The organism is Corynebacterium sp. HMSC064E10 (genome assembly GCF_001812505.1).
Classification (GTDB): Bacteria; Actinomycetota; Actinomycetes; order Mycobacteriales; family Mycobacteriaceae; genus Corynebacterium; species Corynebacterium amycolatum.
On sequence record NZ_KV809173.1, the window covers coordinates 276,756 to 291,503 of the forward strand.

At 57.3% G+C, this 14,748-nt stretch carries 13 protein-coding genes; 8 read left to right on the top strand and 5 right to left on the bottom strand.

From position 1 onward, the window contains the following. Positions 1-232 precede the first annotated feature (232 nt). Genes HMPREF2860_RS03040 through HMPREF2860_RS03050 form a run of 3 tightly spaced genes read right to left on the bottom strand, consistent with a single transcriptional unit; the run spans position 233 to position 2,703 of the window. Complete coding sequence (locus HMPREF2860_RS03040) at positions 233-673, bottom strand: hypothetical protein (protein WP_049181533.1); 441 nt, start codon at positions 671-673, stop codon at positions 233-235. Positions 674-712: 39 nt separating this feature from the next. Continuing rightward, positions 713-2,458 carry a DEAD/DEAH box helicase gene (locus HMPREF2860_RS03045; protein WP_038628822.1) on the bottom strand — a complete coding sequence of 582 codons (1,746 nt, stop codon included), beginning with the start codon at positions 2,456-2,458 and terminating at the stop codon, positions 713-715. Then, positions 2,455-2,703, bottom strand: a complete 249-nt coding sequence (locus HMPREF2860_RS03050; protein ID WP_005509477.1) for a DUF3039 domain-containing protein — start codon at positions 2,701-2,703, stop codon at positions 2,455-2,457. Before HMPREF2860_RS03050 ends, HMPREF2860_RS03045 begins: the two co-directional genes overlap by 4 nt. Before the next feature lie 175 nt (positions 2,704-2,878). On the opposite strand from HMPREF2860_RS03050, the gene HMPREF2860_RS03055 reads away from it, so the two are divergent. From HMPREF2860_RS03055 to galE, 6 genes are all read left to right on the top strand, one after another. Continuing rightward, positions 2,879-3,418 (top strand): DUF3099 domain-containing protein, encoded by a 540-nt coding sequence (locus tag HMPREF2860_RS03055; protein ID WP_049181535.1) that lies wholly within the window; start codon positions 2,879-2,881, stop codon positions 3,416-3,418. A 38-nt stretch (positions 3,419-3,456) separates the two neighbouring features. Next, positions 3,457-5,022, top strand: coding sequence for a DUF7782 domain-containing protein (locus tag HMPREF2860_RS03060; RefSeq protein WP_038628818.1), 1,566 nt, complete (start codon positions 3,457-3,459; stop codon positions 5,020-5,022). Beyond that, positions 5,023-5,457: a D-aminoacyl-tRNA deacylase gene (dtd, locus tag HMPREF2860_RS03065; protein ID WP_038628816.1), complete on the top strand. Its 435-nt coding sequence runs from the start codon at positions 5,023-5,025 to the stop codon at positions 5,455-5,457. 136 nt (positions 5,458-5,593) lie between these two features. Beyond that, positions 5,594-6,583 (top strand): sigma-70 family RNA polymerase sigma factor, encoded by a 990-nt coding sequence (locus tag HMPREF2860_RS03070; protein WP_038628815.1) that lies wholly within the window; start codon positions 5,594-5,596, stop codon positions 6,581-6,583. Between the two features lie 304 nt (positions 6,584-6,887). Then, positions 6,888-7,568: an iron-dependent transcriptional repressor DtxR gene (locus tag HMPREF2860_RS03075; protein WP_038628813.1), complete on the top strand. Its 681-nt coding sequence runs from the start codon at positions 6,888-6,890 to the stop codon at positions 7,566-7,568. Further along, on the top strand, positions 7,565-8,548 hold the full coding sequence (gene galE, locus HMPREF2860_RS03080; RefSeq protein ID WP_038628810.1) for a UDP-glucose 4-epimerase GalE: 984 nt from the start codon (positions 7,565-7,567) through the stop codon (positions 8,546-8,548). Before HMPREF2860_RS03075 ends, galE begins: the two co-directional genes overlap by 4 nt. A 26-nt stretch (positions 8,549-8,574) precedes the next feature. Here the strand turns inward: galE and HMPREF2860_RS03085 are convergent, their stop codons facing one another. Continuing rightward, positions 8,575-9,687 carry a DUF4192 domain-containing protein gene (locus HMPREF2860_RS03085; RefSeq protein ID WP_224792282.1) on the bottom strand — a complete coding sequence of 371 codons (1,113 nt, stop codon included), beginning with the start codon at positions 9,685-9,687 and terminating at the stop codon, positions 8,575-8,577. A 229-nt stretch (positions 9,688-9,916) separates the two neighbouring features. Here HMPREF2860_RS03085 and HMPREF2860_RS03090 point away from each other — a divergent pair, with 229 nt between their 5' ends. Then, complete coding sequence (locus tag HMPREF2860_RS03090; protein WP_038628806.1) at positions 9,917-11,134, top strand: PAC2 family protein; 1,218 nt, start codon at positions 9,917-9,919, stop codon at positions 11,132-11,134. Between the two features lie 42 nt (positions 11,135-11,176). Then, entirely contained in the window at positions 11,177-13,696 is a 2,520-nt protein-coding gene (locus HMPREF2860_RS03095) for a DEAD/DEAH box helicase (protein WP_141745471.1), read from the top strand. A gap of 75 nt (positions 13,697-13,771) precedes the next feature. On the opposite strand, the gene HMPREF2860_RS03100 is transcribed toward HMPREF2860_RS03095, so the two are convergent. Then, entirely contained in the window at positions 13,772-14,704 is a 933-nt protein-coding gene (locus HMPREF2860_RS03100; protein ID WP_038628799.1) for a hydrogen peroxide-inducible genes activator, read from the bottom strand. Positions 14,705-14,748: the final 44 nt, after the last annotated feature.

A 14,748-nucleotide genomic window follows, 5' to 3' on the forward strand; every position in this document is an offset into this window, starting at 1 on the left:
TTCAAACGTTTACCGCATGTAGGGGATGCCAAATGTGGGTACTTTCTGACACCAATATCATTACCAACACTCGGCCAAATATGAGATTTCACTAAGAAACCCCCGGCCGAAACTGCAGGCAGTTGGACTTCGGGGGTGGATTACGGGGTTAGCTCATTTCCTCATTGCGCATCTGGCATTAACCGAAAACTCCGGGCACAAAGTAACACCGCCATTGACTTCGCGTCCGAACTCACTCCGATTGCTTCTTTGGCTGGTCAGTCCCCATCTGATTGGAGATGCACTCGGCATACTCTCCAGAGGTACGCTCGAATTTCTCGCACTTCGACATCGCGTCTGATGTCGACCAGTACAGCATCAGCGACACCACGGCGGCTGCAATACCCGTCACAATGCCGACAACGCCCAATCCGAACGAACCGCTGATGACCGCGTCTTCCCCAGCAGCCTGCACGCGCTTCTTCGCGCTCAACGCCTTCGCCATCGCGATGATGCCCAGAACAATGCCAAAGACACCGAGGATGCCACCAACGATTATCCAGGACATCAAGAGTCCGCCGACACCAAAGATCAGTGCCAGCACGCCAATAGTCCGACTGTCATTGCCTGGTACAGCCGACAAACCACCGCCGGTCAATTCCGACGGCCTCGACTTATCACTGCTTGCCGACATTCTTCTCTCCACCATAGATTGCTCAGTTCGCTTGAAACCCTACCAATTACGCAGGTAGCTAATGCGATCGCGCAACTGCTCCTCCGTACACAGCGCAGTCGGCGGGCCACCACAGGCGCGCCGAACCTCGTTATGCACCTGACCATGTGGCTTACCGGTTCGCGCCGCCGTCATCGACACCAGCGTATTGAGTTCCTTCCGCAACTTCGGCAACACCTCACTGGCCACCTTCTGCGGCCTCGGGTACGCCGATCCCTCAATGCGGTGGACCGCGCCGCCTTCGCCTCCGCTTGACGACGATTCCCTCGCCTCCTCGCGGGCTTCCTTCTCTCGGGCACTGGCGGCTTTAAGCTGTTCATCCTGCCGCTGACGCAGCAAGAGTCGCATTTGCTCAGCGTCGAGAAGCCCGGGCAAGCCAAGGTAGTCAGCTTCTTCAGCGGAACCGGCAACGGTTGCGGTGCCGTAGGAGGAACCGTCGTAGATCAGGTAGTCGAGTTCAGCATCCGCGCCAATGGATTCGTAGGCCGGCAGCAGTTCGTCGGGCTCATCCTTACGCCGGTTAGCTTCGGCGACCAAGTCATCTTCCCAGCCCTCCGAAGGCCGATCCGGTTTACCGAGCACGTGGTTGCGCTGCACCTCCATCTGCGAGGCCAAGTCGAGCAGCACAGGAATTGACGGCAAGAAGACGGACGCAGTCTCCCCCGGCATGCGGCTTCGCACGAATCGTCCGATAGCCTGCGCGAAGAATAGCGGAGTCGAGGAACTAGTCGCGTACACGCCGACCGCCAACCTTGGCACGTCCACGCCTTCGGAGACCATTCGCACAGCCACCATCCACTCGTCGGTGGACTCGGAGAAGGTCTTAATGCGTTCCGACGAGCCAGGCTCATCCGAAAGCACCAACGCCACCGGTGTGGAGGCAATCTGCTCGAGAATGCGCTTGTACGCACGGGCAGTTGCCGCATCGGAGGCGATAACCAGGCCACCGGCATCGGGAATATGCTGCCTCATCTGCGAGAGCCGGGTATGCGCTGCCCGCAGCACCGACGGCATCCACTCGCCCTTTGGGTCAAGCGCGGTGCGCCAAGCTCGAGTGGTCTCCTCTGGGCTCATCACGGTACCCAGACGCGCAGCGAACTCATCACCCGCGCTATCACGCCAGCGAGCTTCACCGGAGTAAGCCAAAAAGACCACTGGGCGCACGACGCCGTCGGCAAGCGCATTGGAATAGCCGTACGTGTAATCAGCGACGGAGCGCGAGTAACCATCGCCATCCGGCGAGTAGCGAACAAACGGAATTGCCGCGTCATCGGAGCGGAACGGCGTACCAGTTAAGCACAGGCGGCGTTCGACATCACCGTAGGCCTCAGAAATGCCGTCGCCCCAACTCTTGGCATCACCGCCGTGGTGTACCTCGTCCAGAATCACCAATGTCGGCCGAGCGGTGGCTACGGCATGGTGCTTAAACGGATGCACTGCGACTTGGGCGTAGGTCACAACAATTCCCTGGTAGGAAGGGTTTACCACACCCTTGGCGTTGGAGAACTTGGGATCCAACGCAATCCCCGAACGAGCAGCAGAGGCAGCCCACTGTACCTTCAGGTGCTCAGTAGGCACTACGACGATAATGCGCTCGACAATCCGCCGCGACAGCAACTCACTGGCGATACGCAGAGCGAAGGTCGTCTTACCTGCGCCCGGTGTCGCCACTGCAAGGAAGTCCTTGGGGTTAGTCGCCAGGTATTTGTCGAGGGCCTCCTGCTGCCATTTACGAAGCCCGCTCACTTGCGACGCAGGGACTTGTAAATCCGCTCGCAGTCAGGGCATACCGGTGAACCCGGCTTCGCCGACTTCTTCACTGGGAAGGTTTCACCGCACAGAGCAACGACGTAGGAGCCGTTGACCGCGGAGTTCACGATCTGGTCCTTCTTGACGTAATGGAAGAACTTCGGAGTGTCGTCCCTCGTCGACTCATCGACGCGGGTATCGGTGCGTTCAATCGTCTTTGTCGTCTTCAATGGAGTGCTCACAGATTCCAATTGTGCCCCATTGGTCAAATTATGCCTAGCGCCCCAGGTGCTTGCCGCTGCTGACTGCTTACCTTCCACAGCCATCCACAACACCGCTGCGACTACGCGAGCATGCAGCTGCAACGGGCATAGCTAGTTGAGACACCCCCACGCCACAGGCGTATGCTAGGCAACCATGGCGCGAATCAATGACCGTCGCGACTCCGCGCTGCCGAAACGCGGAAGTTCCCGGCGACGCAAGAAAGACGCGGCGTTGATTACCGACGCCCGCGGCTCAAGGATTCGCAACTACGACCACCGCCGCCACGTCTACGCGGCCCTGCAATGGTCTCGCATTCCATTGCTACTTCTTTCCGGCGCTTTTTACCTGTGGTGGGATGTGCCGTGGATTGCGGCGATTCTCATGGTCGTCTCCGTACCCATGCCGTGGATCGCGGTTGTCATCGCCAATGGCGTTGGCGAACCCGCTGACAAGCGCAACCCGCGCGTCTACAAGCCAGGAGTTGTACGCGAGCAAAACCGCAAATGGGAGGAACAACAGCGCCAGCGCGCCCTCAAGGAAGCGGAGATGCGCGCGCTCGGTTCTGCTGCCAGTACCGAAGACACCGACGCACCGCCGCGGTCCGGTAACGAGACCACCTCAAATCCCTTCGATGACGCAAATGTCATCGATATGCCGGAAGACGACGATCCGTCGTCAAGCTCCCCTAACTAGCCCCTCCGCCCCGCTTTACGACGAAGGTAGTGCCTACGATGACCTTTTCCCCCTCCACCTTCACCCCACCGACTGATCAGCAGCTTCGTGCTTTTGTCGACTGTGCAGAGGAATTCGCCACCGCACTTAGGCGCCTTGAGTTTTCCAGCGAGTCACTGCGTCGAGTCCTAGGAGCCGAGGGGTTAGCCGCGCTGGACCGCGGTGAGCCCGGCGTTGTCGATGCTCTGCTTACCGAGACGGACGGCGTTTCTGCGGATACTGTGACCGCGTTGCGTCTTCTCATCCTGGGCGATTTCGCCGACGCAGAGCAGCTATTTGGAGCTGAGCTGACAGTCAAGTTGCTGGACAGCGGCATACTTGCCGGCACCGCCAGCAACGCACAGGTGTGTATCGATGTGCGCCCGGTCGAGATTGCGGGAGTCGACCGTATTATCTTTTCCGACCGCGACGCCTCTATGAACGATCACGTTCCTGGACCCGATCATGTCCTAGGCGTAGGGCGGGCTTCCCGCTCTCTCCTCGATATTTCGTCGACCTCGGCGGTGGAATCCGTACTCGATCTCGGTGCCGGTTGTGGCATCCAGAGCCTTGCCCAACCTGATGCAAAGTCGATTGTCGCGACAGACATTCACCCCCGCGCGCTGTTTTTTGCCCGCGCTACTTTCGCAGCTAATGGCTTCGACCAAGCGCAGGCTCTCGAAGGTTCGTGGTTTGAACCGGTTGCAGGCCAGAAGTTTGACCGCATTGTGGCCAACCCGCCGTTCGTCGTAGGACTGCCAAGTGTGGAACATGTTTACCGTGACTCAGGACTGAATCTGGACGGTGCCACCGAGCTTATGATCCGCGGTCTGGCCGACCATCTCACCGACGGCGGCACGGCGCATCTACTCGGCGCTTGGGCCCATATCGAGGGCGAGAGTTGGCAACAGCGCATCGCTTCTTGGCTCCCTGCTGAGGGCCTCGAGGTGTGGGTAACGCAACGGGATCTCGCTACGCCGGCGGAATACATTGGCACCTGGCTTCGAGACGAGTCCATCGACCCCCGCAGCCCAGAGGGGTGCGAGCGCTCTCGTGCCTGGCTGGAGCACTTTCGCAACAGCGGCGTGACAGGCATCGGGTTCGGCTACATCACAGTCCAACGCATCAACGGCCCGACTTCCGCCGTGTGCGAGGAAATGCCGCAGCCTTTGGCCGCTCCCTTCGCCGCCGAAGCCGAGGAGTATCTCGGCCGCGCCGAATGGCTTCGTGCACAAACTGCCGACACCATCCTCGAAGCTTCCTTTACCGTGCGCCCCGGTGTCGCCATCGAACGCGTTTCGCTTGCCGACGTCGAAAGCGGCCAGGGCTTCACTGAGTTCGATACGCGCCTCTCACGCACCGATGGCCCCGCCTGGACACACTCAATCGATGAGTCCGTGGCAACCATTCTGGGTGCGCTGCATCCCGAAGCTGCTCTGGGCTCAGTCATCGACATCATGGCAATGTTTGGAGCCTTCGATGAGTCCGACGTACCTGCCATCAAAGACGCCCTAGTTCCCATTGTCGTTGACCTGGTTCGCCATGGTCTGATTCTCCCCACCGAGCTCTTGGAGGATAAACAGTAAATGAAAGCCGTTCTCACCCGAGTTAAATCCGCGTCAGTCACTGTCGACGGTTCCGTTGTTGGGCACGTTGACGGAGGCGATACTGGTGCCATTTTGGCGCTCGTAGGCGTTGGCCGCGAGGACTCTGCTGATGCTTGGGAAACGATGGCCCGCAAGATCGCGGAGCTGCGCATCCTGGATGGCGAACTCAGCGCTGTCGATGCTGGCGCCCAGGTGCTCGTCGTTAGCCAATTCACGTTGATGGGGGCGACAAAGAAGGGACGGCGGCCGTCGTGGGTAGACGCGGCTCCGGGCCCAGAGGCCGAACCCGTCATTGAAAAAATTGTCGAGAACTTGCGCAATCGTGGCTTGACGGTCGAAACAGGACAATTTGGGGCAATGATGGAGGTGACATCAGTCAACGATGGCCCCTTTACAGTTCTTGTGGAATGCTAGTGACGGTAGTTTTTCTTAACATTATATTTGCATGGCAAAATTACCCTATTGACATTCATCACCTTTCACGGGAACATTTTCGTAACTCCGTGCGTTGTAGTTATTGAGTCCACTTAAAAATCCAGGAGGCAGATTCATGAAGAGTGCCGATATTCAAAATGACGAACTGGAAGGTCAGACAAGGGACAAGGGGCGCCGCACCGGCAATAACTCCAACCCGTCCGCCGATTTGGTTCGTGTGTATTTGAACGGCATCGGAAAGACTGCTCTTCTCAGCGCTGAAGAAGAGGTGGAACTTTCTAAGCGCATTGAAGCCGGTGTATACGCCGAGCATTTGCTGCAGACCGGCGCAAAAATGACCCGTGCAAAGAAGCGTGATGTCAAGATTTTGGCGAAGGAAGGTAAGGCCGCACGCGCCCACCTACTCGAAGCCAATCTCCGTCTTGTGGTCTCGCTGGCGAAGCGCTACACCAACCGCGGTATGCCGCTGCTGGATCTAATCCAGGAGGGCAACTTGGGCCTCATCCGCGCCATGGAAAAGTTCGACTACACCAAGGGCTTCAAGTTCTCCACATACGCAACGTGGTGGATTCGCCAGGCTATTACCCGCGGTATGGCTGATCAGTCGCGTACTATTCGCCTCCCTGTCCATTTGGTTGAGCAGGTCAACAAGATTTCTCGTATCAAGCGTGAGCTCTACCAGCAGCTCGGCCGTGAGGCTACGAATGAGGAATTGGCAGAGGAATCCGGCATTCCAGAAGCCAAGATTGAAATGCTGCTGCGTCAGTCCCGCGATCCGGTGAGCTTGGACATGCCAGTGGGCACTGACGAGGAAGCTCCCCTGGGAGACTTCATCGAGGACTCAGAGGCAACTGATGCTGAGGAAGCAGTTGTCGCTTCCCTGCGTCACCACGATGTCCGCAAGGTTCTGTCCACTCTCGAGATTCGAGAGCAGGAAGTTATTAAGCTCCGCTACGGTCTCGACGATGGCCTACCCCGCACGCTGGATCAGATTGGCCGCCACTTCGGCCTGTCTCGCGAGCGCGTCCGCCAGATTGAGCGGGAAGTTATGTCCAAGCTGCGCGAGGGAGACCGTGCTGACAAGCTGCGTGAGTACGCAAACTAACGCCACATGGCGGTGACATCGATAGGGTTCCCAATTTCAGCCCTGAGATAGAGCTGGACTGCAATGCCGACCCCCGTGCGGGAGTTTCATCCACACTGGCGGTCGGCGTTTTCGACTGCAAGTCGAACTTTCGACATCGCGTACGCTCCCTTACATCTCAGCAGCGCCCACCGAACCAAGCTTTTCGCTGCCTAATCAGCACCACAGCCACTGGATTTGCGAGCCCTAACATCTTTCTTACGCAAATGTGGTTATCCTAATACTTGAGTGAAAACTTTTAAGACTGCGTTATCGGAGGAAAACCGTGAGGGATTTGGTTGACACCACGGAAATGTACTTACGTACGATTTTCGAACTCGAAGAAGAGGGCATCATTCCTTTGCGTGCTCGCATTGCCGAACGCCTTGAGCAGTCGGGGCCGACCGTTAGCCAAACCGTTGCGCGCATGGAGCGCGATGGCCTTCTTGTAGTTGCCCCAGATCGCAGCTTGCAGCTTTCCGACGAGGGCCGCAGGCTGGCCACAGCTGTCATGCGTAAGCACCGCCTAGCTGAGCGCCTACTTACGGATGTCATTGGCCTCGAATGGGACAAGGTTCACGATGAAGCCTGCCGCTGGGAGCACGTAATGAGTGACGAGGTCGAGCGCAAACTTCTCGACGTGCTCGACTCTTACACACGCTCCCCATTCGGCAACCCGATCCCCGGTTTGGAAGACCTCGGTGGAACTCAGTCACCAAAGCCGTTAGAGAACGTTCGCCGGCTCTCCGACCTAAACCCCGGTGAGTACACGATTGAAATCGTCCAGATTAACGAAATCCTGCAGGTCGAGCAGAGCTACATGAAGCGTCTCCACAAGGCCGGAATTATGCCGGGTACTGAAGCACTTGCCGAGGTTGCCGCTGGCCGCGTGACTCTTGCCCGCGGTGATCATTCTCTCGACATTCCAGATACTCTGTCTCACGCGATCATGGTGATTACCAAATGAAACTCCTAGTCACTGGTGGCGCCGGCTACGTCGGTAGCGTTTGCTCGGCAGTATTGATTTCTCTTGGCCACGACGTCACCATTCTGGACAACTTCTCTGTTGGCAACCGTGATGCGGTACCGGAGGGCGCAACCCTAGTCGAAGGTGATGTGGCGGACAAGGCTTACGAGGTTCTGTCCTCCGACAGCTTCGACGGTGTCGTTCATTTCGCTGCGAAATCGCTTGTTGGCGAGTCCGTCGAAGTTCCTTCCGACTACTGGCACAACAATGTGGGCCAAACCCTGAAGCTACTCGACGCGATGCGTGATACCGGTACGAATAGCTTGGTGTTCTCTTCGACAGCCGCAACCTACGGTGAGCCAGAGAAGACACCAATTACCGAAGACATGCCAACCGCACCGACTAACCCTTACGGTGCCACTAAGCTGGCCATGGACTACGCCATCGCGTCTTACGCCAAGGCATACAACATCGGCGCTACCAGCTTGCGTTACTTCAATGTGGCGGGTGCCTGGGACGGTTTTGGCGAAAACCGTGAGGTAGAAACTCACCTCATTCCACTGGTACTCCAGGTTGCGCTTGGTCATCGCGACAAGATTATGGTCTTTGGCAATGACTGGCCGACTCCGGACGGCACCGCGGTTCGTGACTACATCCACATCAAAGACCTCGCGGATGCGCACGTATTGGCACTGGAGTCCAACGCGCCGGGTACGCACCGTATCTTTAACCTCGGTTCTGGCGACGGCTTTTCGGTTCGCCAGGTCATCGAGACCTGCCGTAAGGTCACCGGTCACCCGATTCCCGCTGAGGATGCACCGCGCAGAGCCGGTGATCCGGCAACTCTTATTGCCTCTTCCCAGCGTGCCATGGACGAGCTCGGATGGAAGCCCAATCACACGGAGCTGGAAACCATCGTCGCCGATGCATGGGAGTACACCAAGACCCTCGGCGACCGAGCCCACTCGGCGCACCGCTAGGTACGGCAGCACAGCTTGCAGGGTCGCTATTCAATTCGCGGCATTTTCACCTTGTATACCCTGCGCAGTACCTCTTGTGCTGCCCCAAGAATTGTGCCGACGCACCTCGGCACAATTTGATTGGCGACCGCAATTTCCAGCAACTGAGTCAGTGAATGATTCGGTTGCTCCCCCGCTGCCTCATCGAGGGCTGTTTGCGCATAGTTCTCCAGTCCAGCCGCGAACTTTGCGATGGCAAAACACGCTAAAGCGTTTGCACGCAGGCTGCCGCGGTGGACAATTGCGGCCTCGCGCCAGATTTCTCCCATTGCTTGCGCCAACTGCGTAGTGATGAAAATCATGGACATATCGCGCAAGGTAACGTTGGTCAGTGCTGCAGCAATGGCATATCCTGCGTTTTCATCGCGCACAGCCTCATGTGCTTCCATCACACCATCGGCCACGTTTTCGACGGCGGTTTTTAGCATGTCGAAGTGCTCAATGAGCGCGGGATTGTCCGAACCAATTTTGAGCTTCCTCGGCTGCTCAACGGCTATCGCTCGTTCCCGGAGGCGTTCAATCAGAGCCCTATCTTTACTGTCGCGGAATTGACCACCTCGAAAATAACTGCGGTACTCCTCATAGTTTTTGAAAATCTGTTCTCCCTGCCGAGAGATTAGATTTGCATTCTCGGTCATCAGACTGTCACCGACAATGCCGACAATCTCTCCCTGCTCGTCCGTGACAACTTCCCCCGCAGCAATAGTGGCAACGCCCGCCAAACGCACCTCATGCAGACCGCCTTCTCGCAGCCAGCCTGTAATAGGTGTCGAGTCCTTTTCAATCCCCCAGGATTCGTCGATGATAAACACATCTGCGTGAGTGCAGCCTTCATCGAGCAAGAAGTCCGCAGCTGCCCGCACCAAGTCAGGATTGCTCTCCATCGAGGCCACATCCTTGATCAGCATCGGGCCAGCATGCGCTGTCGGGTCAAACTCGACCTTGCCGTCGATGAAATCTTCGACCTGCTGACGGTACAACGCCGCAATCACTACCTGCCCCCGCGGATAGAATCCAACGATTCCTGGCAGGTTCGTCAGAAAGACACTCGGCTCAATTTCAGGCATCTTTCCTGCACCGAAATTCTTTTTGTTTCCCATTGATTCCTTACCCCTTTTCCCCCATTGGGATAGCTCGACAGCGGACAATCCTCTCGCCATCTGGTGGCTCTCATTGTTATCGAATCCGCAACAGCCTTGCTTGTGCGCGACCGGAAGAATCGGCGCATCTGTGGACTACTTTCGACTTGTGGATAACTGGAATATTTTCTGCGGTATCCTGGTTGCTTACTTCAAATGACGAAAAATGTGATGCAGGAGGTAGTCGTACGTGAGTGATCCGACCGACAAGCCTCAGGGCAATATGTACGAGGTAGTTTTCCCGGTTCCTGACGTAACGGGAAGCGAGGGGCATCTGACCCTGGTCATTGCGCTTAGCGGTTATGCGGATGCCGGTAATGCAGTCTCGGAATCAGCTAGTTTCCTCTTGGATGCTCTCGAGCACCGTCCATTGGTGAACTTTTCTATCGACGAGCTGATTGATTATCGTTCCCGCCGTCCCGCTGTGACGATGAACCGCGACCAGATCGTGGATGTATCCGATTTGAACCTGTCGCTCAATGTGGTTCGCGACAACGTCGGCAAGCCGTTCTTACTGCTGTCTGGCCCCGAGCCAGACATGCGGTGGGAGGCTTTCTCGACTGCGGTCGCAGATTTGGCTAAGCGCTACGATGTCGGTCGGACCGTGTCACTGTACTCGGCGCCGATGACGGTTCCGCACACCCGACCGCTGGGCATCATCGCCCATGGCACAGATAAGCGGAAACTCAGTGATATGCATACCTGGGGCAACCGCGTCACGGTTCCGGGTGCTGCGAGCCTGAACATTGAGTACGAGCTCGCAAGCCGCGGTTGTGATGCCTTTGGTTTCACCGCGCAGGTACCACACTATGTCGCGGCCTCTGAGTATCCGCTGGCATCACTGCGGCTGTTGCAGGAGGTAGCAAAGCTAGCCAAGCTCAAGCTCCCGCTTGAGGCGTTGGAGAAGGAATCCGCGCGGGTGGCGGAGCTGCTCAATACGCAGACGAATGATTCCGGCGAGGTCTCTCAGCTGGTCAATCTTCTCGAGGAACAGTACGACCAGGAAGTTCAACGTCGTCAAGAGCTGGAGACGTCTCCCCTGCTTGGGCCTAACGGCGAGATGCCTTCGGCCGACGAGATTGGCGCTGAGTTCGAGAAGTTTCTCGCTTCCCAACCGCTGCGTCCAGTAGAGGACTCTTCCTCGCTTGACACCGAGGCGGAAACCCCGGCCAACGCGGATTCCTCGGCAACTACATCAGAGGACGCTGACGCACAGTCGGAAGAACCCGAGTCGACCTCGGCGGATGATAAGTCTGCGGAGTTTTCTGCAGACGAAACTGCCGAACAGCCTGAGTCTGAACAGCCCCGGGAAGAGCAGCCTCGGGAAGAGCAGGCAGAAAGCGAAGAATCCGGTGAACCGGAAAAGCCTCGTCGTCGGCGTGGCTGGAAGCCCTGGTTCCGCTTCTAATCCGGGGTTACCGCTAGGGTGGGAAGCGTGTCACTATCTGAAATGCTTCCCGACCTAGCTGAGGTTCCTGAGTCCCTTTTCGACGATGCGATTATGGACTCATTCATTGCCTGGACCAGGGACCAGGGCATCACGCTCTACCCGGCGCAGGAAGAGGCCGCTATCGGTTTGGCTGGTGGCGACCATGTCATCCTTGCCACTCCAACGGGGTCGGGCAAGTCGATGGTAGCTATAGCCGCCCATTTCTGCGCGCTTGCCCGTGGTCAGCGCAGCTTTTACACAGCGCCTATTAAGGCCTTGGTCAGCGAGAAGTTTTTTGCCCTCTGCGAGGTCTTTGGCGCTGAAAATGTCGGTATGATGACCGGCGATGCCACCGTCAACGGCGGCGCCCCCATCATCTGCGCAACTGCGGAAATTGTCGCCAATATCGCCCTGCGCGACGGGGCCGACGCCGATATTGACCAGGTGGTAATGGATGAATTCCACTTCTATGCGGATCCCGACCGCGGCTGGGCATGGCAGGTGCCACTGCTCGAGCTTTCCCGTTGCCAATTCTTGTTGATGTCCGCCACTCTCGGCGATACTCAAAAGTTTGAGACGGATCTGAAGGAACGCACGGGCCTCGACGTCAACCTCGTTACAGGTACGACGCGCCCGGTGCCGTTGGATTTCCACTATGTCTACACGCCAGTTCATGACACGCTGGCGGAGTTGCTGAAATCCGGAAAAGCCCCAATCTACATCGTCTTTTTCTCCCAGCGCCAAGCAGCTGAACAGGCTCAAGCACTGACCGGTCTGAAGCTGCTGACGAAGGAGGAAAAGGAGCGGATTCGCGAGGAGATTGGCGATTTCCGGTTTACCACGGCCTTTGGTCGAGTTCTTTCCAAGTTGGTGCGCCAGGGCATTGGCGTCCACCATGCGGGAATGCTGCCGAAGTACCGTCGTTTGGTTGAGCGTCTCTCTCAGACTGGTCTGCTGAAGGTTATCTGTGGCACGGATACCCTCGGCGTCGGCATCAACGTGCCTATTCGTACGGTGCTAATTACCGGTTTGGCCAAATTCGATGGCCGCCGTAGCCGTATTCTCAAGTCACGCGAGTTCCACCAGATTGCTGGACGCGCCGGCCGTGCTGGCTACGACACCGAGGGCACCGTAGTTGTCGAAGCACCTGAACACGAAATCGAAAATGCCAAGCTGCGTCGCCGTGCCGGCCAGGATGAGGCCAAACTGAAGAAGTTGCGGCTGAAGTCCGTTCCCAAGGGCGAAGTGACATGGTCGGAGAAGACCTTCGACAAAATCGTTTCTCAGCCACCAGAGCCGCTGACCAGTCGCTTTGCAGTTACCAACGGTATGTTGCTCAACGTCATTGCACGTGGGGGCGATACCTACGAACACATGCGTCATCTGCTGCGCACCAATCACGACACCCGCCACCAGCAAAACGAGGCTATTCTGACCGCAATTGAGCTCTACCGCGGTTTGGTCAACGCGGGAATCGTCGTCACGCATGGCGAGGGCGATGACTGCCGCCCCGAGCTGACAATGGAGCTGCAGCGTGACTTCGCGCTCAACCAACCACTGTCGCCTTTCGCCATCGCCGCGCTCGAACTGCTGGATAAGGACAGCCCGAACTACGCACTCGATGTCATCAGTGTGTTTGAGTCAATTCTGGAAGACCCTCGCCCGCTGCTCATCGCGCAGCAGAAAAAGGCACGCGGTGAAGAAATTGCCGCGCTCAAGGCCGAAGGCGTTGATTACACCGAACGTATGAACATCGTCGAAGACATCACATGGCCGATGCCGCTTGCCGACAAGCTGGAGGGCGCATTCGACACCTATGCCCAAGGTCACCCGTGGGTGCGTGAGTTTTCGCTGTCGCCCAAATCTGTGGTGCGCGAGATGGTGGAAAAGGCCATGACTTTTTCGGATGTGGTATCTGAGTACGGAATCGCCCGCTCCGAAGGTATTTTCTTGCGCTACCTCACCGATGCCTGGCGCACTTTGCGACACACTCTCCCACCGGAAGCTGCTAACGAGGAGCTCCGGGACATTGTGGAATGGCTCGGCGAGCTCGTTGTGCAGGTGGATAACTCCCTGGTAGATGAATGGGCGCAGATGGCCGATCCGGACAAGCCATTGGACGAAGAAACTCTCAAGGAAGCGGCTTTTGGCACCGACGAGTCGCGGCCTCTTACCGGCAATGAGCGTGCATTTACCCGTATGGTGCGCAATCTCATGTTCCGCCACGTGCAGCTCTTTGCCTTTGAAAAGGAGGAGGAGCTGGCCGACCTGGACAACTACCTCGACGACGCACCAGATTGGCCTGCCGCGATGGATGACTACTTCGATGAATACGATGACCTAGGCATCGATGCTAAGGCTCGCGGCGGCGATATGATTTCGATTGACCGCAAGGCTGGTGAGGGCCTATGGCATGTGATCCAGATACTCGATGATCCTGAGGGTGACCACGGTTGGCGCTTTGAAGCGAACGTTGACTTGGCTGCATCTGATGAATGCGGCGAAGTCAGGTTGGCATCACTGCGAATTATTCAGGGATAAACGCTAAACCGGGCTGGAACTGCCAGCCCGGTTTGGCTTACTTCGTACGCTACTGCAACATGCGCCAAGAGAGCTTTAGGCAATAGCGTCTATGTATGCCTGCCGTACCAGTTCGGCAATTCGATTGAACTCGCCGCCGCGTACCGATGATGCCCGGTGAACCAGCCCAATGGTGCGTCCCGGCCGTGCCGGACCCTCGAATCGCGCAACAGCCAGACCGGGACGGTCCGCCTCAATCTTGACAGCCGATTCCGGCACAAGCGACTGCCCCAACCCACCGGCAACACACTGCACGACGGTCGATAGAGAAGCCGCCCGTGTTTCCAAGCCGGAGGTCTCGCCGTGAACAGCATCGACCTTGCGACAGATATCCAACACCTGGTCACGCAGGCAATGACCGTCGTCAAGTAGGAGCAAGTCCAAGTCCCTGATTGCCTCAAGCTTTACGTCTTCCTTACCTGCCAGCGGATGATCGTCTGGCACGACGATGTAGAACTCTTCGTCGTAGAGGTAAATTTCTTCAAAGGAAGGCACATCGGACGGCAGTGCCATGATGGCTGCATCAATGGTGCCGGAACGAAGTGATTCGATGAGGCGCTCGGTCGGCTCCTCGACGATCCTAGGCCTTAGATCTGGCAGCTCGTCACGAACTAACTGGAGGAAGTTGGGCAGCACGTATGGAGCAACCGTAGGGATAACACCAATGGATAGTGGTCCGGACAAATCATCTGTACGGCCAGATGCGCGAGCAACAATCTCGTCAACAATTTCAGATGCTTGGCGTGCATAAGGAATCAGACCGCGACCGAGTGGCGTCACCAGCACTCGGCGAGTCGAACGCTCTACAAGCTGCACCCCCAGTCCCTGCTCAAGGGTGGAAAGCGCTTGTGACAGGCTGGGCTGTGAAATGCCGAGACGGGCAGCGGCTTGACCGAAGTGACCGGTATCGGCAATCGCGACAAAGGCACGTAACTGAGGCAAAGTGGGCCGATAATCTCTATTACGCATACCTATAAGCTTACACGAGCTTATTAACTTTTTCCTCTTGACGG

Excerpts from the sequence above, each read along its gene's own strand:
- HMPREF2860_RS03060 (WP_038628818.1), top strand. The coding sequence starts at position 3,457 with ATGACCTTTTCCCCCTCCACCTTCACCCCACCGACTGATCAGCAGCTT.
- HMPREF2860_RS03040 (WP_049181533.1), bottom strand. The coding sequence starts at position 673 with ATGTCGGCAAGCAGTGATAAGTCGAGGCCGTCGGAATTGACCGGCGGT.
- galE (WP_038628810.1), top strand. The coding sequence starts at position 7,565 with ATGAAACTCCTAGTCACTGGTGGCGCCGGCTACGTCGGTAGCGTTTGC.
- HMPREF2860_RS03055 (WP_049181535.1), top strand. The coding sequence starts at position 2,879 with ATGGCGCGAATCAATGACCGTCGCGACTCCGCGCTGCCGAAACGCGGA.
- HMPREF2860_RS03095 (WP_141745471.1), top strand. The coding sequence starts at position 11,177 with ATGCTTCCCGACCTAGCTGAGGTTCCTGAGTCCCTTTTCGACGATGCG.
- dtd (WP_038628816.1), top strand. The coding sequence starts at position 5,023 with ATGAAAGCCGTTCTCACCCGAGTTAAATCCGCGTCAGTCACTGTCGAC.
- HMPREF2860_RS03085 (WP_224792282.1), bottom strand. The coding sequence starts at position 9,687 with ATGGGAAACAAAAAGAATTTCGGTGCAGGAAAGATGCCTGAAATTGAG.
- HMPREF2860_RS03070 (WP_038628815.1), top strand. The coding sequence starts at position 5,594 with ATGAAGAGTGCCGATATTCAAAATGACGAACTGGAAGGTCAGACAAGG.
- HMPREF2860_RS03100 (WP_038628799.1), bottom strand. The coding sequence starts at position 14,704 with ATGCGTAATAGAGATTATCGGCCCACTTTGCCTCAGTTACGTGCCTTT.